Here is a 7,586-nt window from a genome sequence, read left to right as displayed (position 1 = left end):
CACAAAAAACTGGGAACCAGAATTTTTCATTTTCTGGGAATTTTATTTGTATTTCTTGTGATTGGTTTTGTAATATATACCGGAAAAGAAAGGTTTCTATGGTACATCCCGATCTTCGGATATGGTTTTGCATGGCTCAGTCATGCTTTTATTGAAAGAAATAAACCCGCAACATTCAAATATCCGCTATGGTCTTTATTGTCAGATTTTAAATTGTTTTTTGAACTTTTAATCGGAAAACAGAAATTTAACGGAAATAAATAATCTTATTATTAAATTTATTTAAAAATATTTATAAAACTTGCCATTTTACCCTAAAATTTTGAGTTATGAAAAACATTATATTAATTCTTAAAAGTACCGTTTTCACATTCTGCCTTTTTGTATTAACCCAGTGCAAATCAATGGGCAATCCAGCCGAAAACAATGAAAAAACATTTATTATTGCAGCCGAAACAGTCGATTGCACAGGTGTAGCGCCCATGAAATGTCTTCAGGTAAAAGAAAAAGAATCTGACAATTGGGAAAATCTCTACACCAATATTGAAGGTTTTACTTACGAACCGGGATTTGAATATGTTTTAAAAGTAAAAACAGAAAAAATTGAAAATCCGCCGATGGATGTTTCTTCCATTAAATATATTTTGGTAAAACAGGTTTCAAAAACCAAGAAATAAACAAAATAAAAATCCCTTCCAATTATTTTGAAAGGGATTATTTTTTAGAATAATTATTATTCCTGATAACCTCTTTTTTTAGGAGGATTAGGCGATTGGAGAATATTTTCTTCCATTTTTTGGGTTGCCGCCATTGAAACTACCAGATCATTCAGCATCGAACTCGCCGCTGTTGGAGAATTAGGTAGCAAAACCAGGTTACTTCTGTTGTTTGCACCAATCGACTGCAACGTATCATAATGTTGGGTTACAACGATCAATGCAGAAGCTTCCTGAGCGTTTATGTTAGCTGCATTCAGCATTTTTACAGATTCTTCAAGCCCTCTTGCGATTTCTCTTCTCTGATCTGCAATACCTTGTCCCTGAAGTTTTTTAGATTCTGCTTCAGCTTTTGCAACGGCAACAATCCTAATTCGTTGTGCTTCAGATTCGTATTCTGCAGCAGTTTTTTCACGCTCTGCAGCGTTGATCCTGTTCATCGCATGTTTTACCTGCTCATCAGGATCGATGTCGGTAACCAGAGCTTTGATAATATCATAACCATAACTTTGCATTGCTTCCTGCAGCTCACTTTTTACAGCGATTGCAATATCATCTTTTCTTACGAAAACATCGTCTAATTTTGTCTTTGGAACTTCTGCACGCACCACATCAAAAACATAAGAAGTGATCTGATTTTCAGGATTTTCTAAACGATAATATGCATCTTTCACATTATCTCTGATCACCTGATACTGCACAGAAACTTTCATTTTGATAAAAACATTATCTAAAGTTTTAGTATCAATCAAAACATCTAATTGCTGAATTCTAAGATTTAATCTTTTAGAAATCTGATCCAGAAACGGAATTTTCAAATGCAAACCGGCGTGGCTCACTTTCAGAAACTTTCCTAATCTTTCTACAACAGCAGCAGTCTCCTGCTTTACCGTAAAAAACGATGCAAAAAGGACGATAAGTCCAAAAAATACGACTACACCTAAAATTGGATACATATAATTTTGATTTTAAATTTGATATGTCGAGAAGATACAAAAAAGTTACAGATATATCAAATAAAATTGAATAAACTACATCGTCATCCCGATATCGATTCCTTTTATTTTTCTGTATAAATCGGTGGCGTAATTATCGGTCATTCCCGATACAAAATCGATGACACCAAGAACTTTCTGATAGTCGCTTCCTTCATCGTAAATGAACTGTTTTGGAATTAATTTTAAAGCTTTCGTATCATAAGATTTTATTTTATCCTGAGACTTTAAAATTGACGGAATAAAATGATCAAGAAGCTCGTACATTACATTATAGCCTGCATTTTCAATTTCCACAACTGCTTTATGATTGTATATTTTTTCGACCGAAAAGCTTTCGATATCCTGCAAAGCTTTATTTTCACTTTTATAAATATCAAGCAAGGCTTTATCCAGATTTCCTTCAAGAATTTTATCAAAGTTTTGCTTATACATTGAAATCGATTTATTAATCAAAGCATTAATAACCTTTGCTCTTAGATAAGAAATCTTTTCGTTGTCATTTCCTATAGAATCAAGCTTTCTTTTTACTCTGTCTACATCATCAGTTTCAGATTTTACGAGCTCAAAAAACAGATTTTGGCAATCTGCCGTTGAAACAATCCCCAATCTGTGCGCATCTTCCATGTCGATAATATTATAGCAAATATCATCGGCAGCTTCTACCAACCACACAAAAGGATGTCTTTTGAAAATATACGGCTCCTCGCTTTCTGAGATTAAGTTTGTTCCTTTTGCAATTTCAAGGAAAATATCTTTTTCATTCTGAAAAAAACCAAATTTCTTTCTGTGAATAATTCCTTTTTTCTTTGCAATTGCTTCACAGGGATATTTTGCGATGCTTGCTAAAGTGGCAAATGTCAGCTGAGTTCCTCCCGCATCTTTTCCGTTTTGCTGTTGAGCCAAAACACGGATCGCATTGGCATTTCCTTCAAAATTTACCAGATCTGCCCATTCTTTATCGTTAAATTTGGGTTTAAGATCATTTTCATTACGGTCAAAATAACTTGCAATTGCATCTTCTCCCGAATGTCCGAAAGCAGGGTTTCCAACGTCATGACAAAGACAAGCCGCAGCAATTACATTTCCTAAATTATGATTGTAAAAATTCTTTGATTCTTCTGTAAGATCACTTTTAAAATTTTCAGCTATAAATTCACCGATTACGCTTCCTAAGCTTCTTCCGACAGAAGAAACTTCTAAAGAATGAGTCAAACGATTATGTACAAAAACACTTCCCGGAAGCGGAAAAACCTGGGTTTTATTTTGTAATCTTCTGAAAGCCGAAGAAAAGATAATTCTGTCAAAATCTCTCTGAAAATCGGTTCTTGAAGCTTTAGTATTTGGATTGTTACCGGTACGCTGATTGGTAAAAATGTAGTTCAAATTCATCATTTTTCAAAATTAATTCAAATTTTACTTTTAAAGGAATAATATTTGAGTTTTTCTACAAAAACAAAACGATGCCTGAAGGTCCTACAATTGTTCTGATGAAAGAAGATCTGCAAAAATTTGTAGGTGAAAAGGTAATTGATACAGATGGAAGCGAACTTCCGGAAACTTCTGAAATAAAAGGAGAAACTTTACGGGAAATAAAAACTTTCGGAAAGCAGACTTACCTTATTTTCGATAAGATTATTTATAAAATTCACCTGCTGATGTTTGGATCTTACAGCTTGTATAAAAGAAAAGACATCGATACTCTTCGACTGGGACTGACTTTCAAAGATGGTGGAATGTATTTTTATACCTGTTCGGTAAAAATTGTTGATGAAAGTTTCCTAAAAAAAATTAATTGGCAAGCTGATGTGATGAGCGATCAATGGAATCCTGAAAAAACTGAAAAAATTTTAAAAGAAAATCCTAAAATGATGATTTGCGATGCCTTGATGAATCAGGATATTTTTTCCGGCGTGGGAAACATTATTAAAAACGAAGCTTTGTTCAGAGCCGGAATTCACCCGGAAAGTCTCATCGGAAAGTTGCCTTCAAAAAAATTGAAAGAAATTATTTCAGAGGCAAGAAATTACAGTTTCGATTTTAAAAAATGGAAGAAAGCAAATGTTCTGAGTAAGCATTTTCAAATTTATCATCAGAAAAACTGCCCAAAATGTGGTGCAGAAATCATAAAAAAAGATACCGGAAAAAGTAAGCGAACGAGTTTTTTCTGTGAAAAAGATCAGTTTTTGTTTTAGTGAAATATTATTAAGTTTCTGCTTATCCTGTATTAACTATTTTTTAAAAATTACATAATTCTAAATGCAAAGCATACTATTTTATGAATTTTCAAATTAACAAATCGACAATATTTCACACAAAATAATTATCAAATTTACATTTTTTTATTAATTCCATAAATAAAAATAAGATTCAAATAAGGATAACAATTGAAAAAAACTAATATAAACAATCCTTAAATCAGCCCCAAAACCAATTCAAACAGTGATAAACATCATATTATAAAGTTTGCAGATTGCAAAAAACGCCGTACATTTGCATTATAAAATTCGCAACAAAATTTAGTTTAATTAAAAAATTAATAATTATGATCGCTTACATTGGTATCGCAACTTGTGCTGTTTTAGTTACTTCATACTTTGCAACAGTAAAAAGAGAGGGCAACTAAAAATTTTTAGCATTCAGCCTATTTAACACATTTACTATTTTTATTTATGTTTGCAGTTTAAAACTGCTGCTCTTTTACTCAACCGGAGTAAAAGAGCCGAAAACATAAAATTCTCACACATCTTTTATTCTGCAAAAGATTTTCAACATTTACTTTTGGTTTACTATATTTTAAGAAAAGATTCTTGAAATCATTTATCTTTGCAGCTTACTATTAAGGTCTGACAAATATGAATCTGTACAATCTCATCATTCAGGATAAAGAAGCTGTAACGCTTGACGAAGTTTATCTTGAACCTCAAAACAAGCAACAATTTGTACAGCTCATCAAAGAACATACTTATATTAAAGAACTTCAGGAATGTGGTCTTCCTGTAAACAATAAAATCCTTTTGGAAGGAAGTTCAGGCTGCGGAAAAACAATGACCGCAAAAGCAATTGCAAACGCATTAGGAAAAAGCATCATCATTCTGAATCTGAGCAATATCGTCTCCTCAAGAATCGGCGAAACTTCCCAAAACATTAAAATGATCTTCGACAAAGCTGCAAGAGAACGATCGGTTCTGTTCCTTGACGAGCTTTATCAAATAGGAAAAGCACGCGGAAGCGACGATAAAGATGTTGGCGAAATGAGAAGATTGGTCAATACCTTGATTCAGCTGATCGATTATTATCCCGAAAATGCGCTTTTGCTTTGTGCAACAAATCACGCAGAAATAATTGATACCGCTTTAATAAGACGTTTCCAGTTAAAAATAAATTATAAAATGCCTTCAAAGGATTTTCTGGATGAATATTACGATCATCTTTTATCTCAATTTCCGGAAGATTTGAGGAATATTGAGCGTAAGTATGAGATTTCTTTTGCAGAAGCGAAAGATTATACTTTTACGGTGGTAAAGGGGAATTTGATTGAGAAACTGGAAGCCGCAAAATGAGAATAATCTGCTTATTTTCGATTCTGATAATACAGTTTTCTTGTACAAAAAAATATACCGGAAAAGTAAGTTTTAAATCTTGTCACATTAAGTATGATGTTCTTGATAAGAAAAAAGAACAATTGATTAATGGTCAAAATATGGTTGGTAACCAATGGAGATTTGAGTCTGCAAAACAAGAATTGGCATTGTGTCTTTGTGAGGAATATCTAAAAAATAAAGATGAAGATATCAAACAAAAGATTTTAGAAATTTATCAAGAAGATCTGAAATTTTATCACAGGCAAAAATCATTTAAAAAAATTGATTTCGATTCTATTTTACAGAACAGGAAAGAAATTTTTGATTATAGAATTTTAGTTGATTAAAAATAAAATGATTTTATTGGAGCTTAATTATTTATAAACAATGAACAAGATAGAAGGCATATTAGATAAAAGTGATTATAATCATTATTGGGACTTCATAAACTATCAAATTGACGGATCTTTCTTAGATGAAATGCTTGAAGAGCTTTATCCTAACAATATGTTTAAAGGACTTATTCCAACACTCGTTTATTGGATGGAACGTGATGACGAAAAAGCAGTTGTGTGGAAACGAATATTACCTATCGAAAACGAAACAACAATTTGCCCGATTTTAATGTGTCCGGATGATAACGACTTTTCGTGTACTTTAATTGTAGCAGAAATTACAAATTGTGGAAATACGATTTTATGGAAAAAAATAGGAATTGACAAAACAAATGAATGGGAAGCCGAAAAAGTAGGTTCTATTGTTGAATGGTTTGATAAATTACCCCAACTTGAATTCCAAAAACAAGACTACTTGAAAATGCTCGACATCTTTAAACAGCGGCTTTTATTTGACAAATTAAGAATTGATGAAAAATAAATTATGTTTTCAGTAAAATAAAAACATAACAAAAAAAGGATTTCAAATGAAATCCTTTTTACATATATTTTCATTAAATCTTACAACCCGATTACCGGCATTGAAAGCATTAAGATATTTTCGTTTTCTTCAAGTCCGTCAAGCGGCTCGATGATTCCCGGTCTGTTTGGCTGAGACATTTTCATGGTAATATCGTCTGCTCCTAAAATACCCAACATTTCCGTTAAAAATTTTGAGCTGAAACCAATGTTGATATCTTCACCGTTATAATCACAAGGAATCTGCATATCTGCTTTGTTTGCGTATTCTGTATCTTCTGCGTGAAGGTGAAGTATATTTGCCGATAATTTAAATCTTACCTGATTGGTTGACTTATTAGACATGATCGACGCTCTTTTGATCGCACCCAATAAAAGGTTTCTGTTGATCGTTAAAACATTCGGGTTTTCTTTCGGGATTACAGCAGTATAGTTAGGATATTTTCCGTCGATCAATCTACAGATCCAAATATGTTTACCAAAAGTGAATCTCGCCATATTCTCATTGAAGTCAATGGTAAGATCTTCGTTTGAGCTTGCCAGAATATTTTTGAAAATATTCAGAGGTTTTTTAGGCATGATAAATTCCATTGGCTCGGCGTTCATCAAATCTGTTCTTTTGTAAACGACCAATCTGTGAGAATCTGTAGAAACGAAATTAGTTTCGTTTTCTCCAAACTGGAACAAAACTCCCGTCATTACCGGGCGAAGAGAATCGTTACTTGTTGCGAAAAGAGTGTTGGTCAAAGCTTCAGACAAAACTCCTGCAGGCATTGTAATACTTTGGGAAGCATCAAATTCCGGAATTTCAGGATAATCGTCTGCATTATCTAAAGCCACAGCAAAATTATCTTTTTCATCTAAAATTTCCAGCAAACTACCTGTACCTTCAGCGTTGTCTTTCACGACCAAAGTAAGGGGCTGCTCACCGTAGGTTTTAATAAAATCCTGAAAAATCTTAGCAGGAACCGCAAATTTACCAGAATCATCAGACTTTACCTCCAAAGAAGTAATGAGTGTTGTTTCGCCATCAGATGCAGTAATGGTAACGTTGTTTTCGTTTAGCTCAAAAAGATAATTTTCTAAAATCGGTCTCGACTGAGAACTTGATATTACGCCACTTACAGTTTGCAAAGCCTTCTGCAGTTCACCACTTGAAATAATAAATTTCATAGATTTAAAGAATAAGTTTTTACAAATATAACAAATACAAAACAGATAGAAAAGAATAATCCTGAGAGTTATTAACAAACATCATTATTCTGTTTTAAGGGTAGAAATAATATTGAGGGTTTTGTAATCATTAATTTTAGGATCAAAAATCTCCATCGTAAAATAGCTGATGTTAACTTTCTTGTTCATTAAAGTCTGATATTC

Annotated in this window: 9 protein-coding genes; 6 read left to right on the top strand and 3 right to left on the bottom strand. The window is 32.7% G+C overall.

What is annotated here, in order from left to right:
- Together AB4Y90_RS12970 and AB4Y90_RS12965 are read left to right on the top strand one after the other, a co-directional pair.
- Nucleotides 1-264: Mpo1-like protein (locus AB4Y90_RS12970; RefSeq protein WP_441557988.1), on the top strand; the 264-nt coding region annotated here is incomplete at its 5' end.
- Nucleotides 265-329: 65 nt separating this feature from the next.
- The gene (locus AB4Y90_RS12965) at nt 330-677 is read left to right on the top strand and encodes a DUF4377 domain-containing protein (protein ID WP_441557987.1); all 348 of its coding nucleotides are present in this window, start codon (nt 330-332) and stop codon (nt 675-677) included.
- A gap of 56 nt (nt 678-733) precedes the next feature.
- Here AB4Y90_RS12965 and AB4Y90_RS12960 read toward each other — a convergent pair whose 3' ends face one another.
- Together AB4Y90_RS12960 and AB4Y90_RS12955 are read right to left on the bottom strand one after the other, a co-directional pair.
- The gene (locus AB4Y90_RS12960) at nt 734-1,672 is read right to left on the bottom strand and encodes an SPFH domain-containing protein (RefSeq protein WP_441557986.1); all 939 of its coding nucleotides are present in this window, start codon (nt 1,670-1,672) and stop codon (nt 734-736) included.
- Nucleotides 1,673-1,747: 75 nt separating this feature from the next.
- Nucleotides 1,748-3,103, bottom strand: a complete 1,356-nt coding sequence (locus AB4Y90_RS12955) for a deoxyguanosinetriphosphate triphosphohydrolase (RefSeq protein WP_441557989.1) — start codon at nt 3,101-3,103, stop codon at nt 1,748-1,750.
- A gap of 71 nt (nt 3,104-3,174) precedes the next feature.
- Here AB4Y90_RS12955 and AB4Y90_RS12950 point away from each other — a divergent pair, with 71 nt between their 5' ends.
- The 4 genes from AB4Y90_RS12950 to AB4Y90_RS12935 all read left to right on the top strand — a co-directional run bounded on the left by AB4Y90_RS12950 (nt 3,175) and on the right by AB4Y90_RS12935 (nt 6,171).
- Complete coding sequence (locus tag AB4Y90_RS12950; RefSeq protein WP_441557985.1) at nt 3,175-3,906, top strand: endonuclease; 732 nt, start codon at nt 3,175-3,177, stop codon at nt 3,904-3,906.
- Between the two features lie 660 nt (nt 3,907-4,566).
- The gene (locus AB4Y90_RS12945) at nt 4,567-5,274 is read left to right on the top strand and encodes an AAA family ATPase (RefSeq protein WP_441557984.1); all 708 of its coding nucleotides are present in this window, start codon (nt 4,567-4,569) and stop codon (nt 5,272-5,274) included.
- Nucleotides 5,271-5,642: a hypothetical protein gene (locus AB4Y90_RS12940; RefSeq protein ID WP_441557983.1), complete on the top strand. Its 372-nt coding sequence runs from the start codon at nt 5,271-5,273 to the stop codon at nt 5,640-5,642. The genes AB4Y90_RS12945 and AB4Y90_RS12940 overlap by 4 nt, the downstream gene beginning before the upstream one ends.
- A gap of 40 nt (nt 5,643-5,682) precedes the next feature.
- A complete protein-coding gene (locus AB4Y90_RS12935; RefSeq protein WP_441557982.1) occupies nt 5,683-6,171 on the top strand; it encodes a hypothetical protein in 489 nt (162 codons plus the stop codon).
- 80 nt (nt 6,172-6,251) lie between these two features.
- Here the strand turns inward: AB4Y90_RS12935 and dnaN are convergent, their stop codons facing one another.
- Nucleotides 6,252-7,382 (bottom strand): DNA polymerase III subunit beta, encoded by a 1,131-nt coding sequence (gene dnaN, locus AB4Y90_RS12930; protein WP_441557981.1) that lies wholly within the window; start codon nt 7,380-7,382, stop codon nt 6,252-6,254.
- Between the last annotated feature and the right edge of the window lie 204 nt (nt 7,383-7,586).

The sequence above is a fragment of the Chryseobacterium sp. 2TAF14 genome, assembly GCF_052115105.1.
In the GTDB taxonomy this organism is placed as follows: Bacteria; Bacteroidota; Bacteroidia; order Flavobacteriales; family Weeksellaceae; genus Chryseobacterium.
Note: the sequence above shows the minus strand (reverse complement) of the source record. Positions and strands in the feature narration are given on the sequence as shown.

Coding starts and splice junctions, on each gene's coding strand:
- AB4Y90_RS12955 (WP_441557989.1), bottom strand. CDS start 3,103: ATGAATTTGAACTACATTTTTACCAATCAGCGTACCGGTAACAATCCA.
- AB4Y90_RS12935 (WP_441557982.1), top strand. CDS start 5,683: ATGAACAAGATAGAAGGCATATTAGATAAAAGTGATTATAATCATTAT.
- AB4Y90_RS12945 (WP_441557984.1), top strand. CDS start 4,567: ATGAATCTGTACAATCTCATCATTCAGGATAAAGAAGCTGTAACGCTT.
- AB4Y90_RS12940 (WP_441557983.1), top strand. CDS start 5,271: ATGAGAATAATCTGCTTATTTTCGATTCTGATAATACAGTTTTCTTGT.
- dnaN (WP_441557981.1), bottom strand. CDS start 7,382: ATGAAATTTATTATTTCAAGTGGTGAACTGCAGAAGGCTTTGCAAACT.
- AB4Y90_RS12950 (WP_441557985.1), top strand. CDS start 3,175: ATGCCTGAAGGTCCTACAATTGTTCTGATGAAAGAAGATCTGCAAAAA.
- AB4Y90_RS12960 (WP_441557986.1), bottom strand. CDS start 1,672: ATGTATCCAATTTTAGGTGTAGTCGTATTTTTTGGACTTATCGTCCTT.
- AB4Y90_RS12965 (WP_441557987.1), top strand. CDS start 330: ATGAAAAACATTATATTAATTCTTAAAAGTACCGTTTTCACATTCTGC.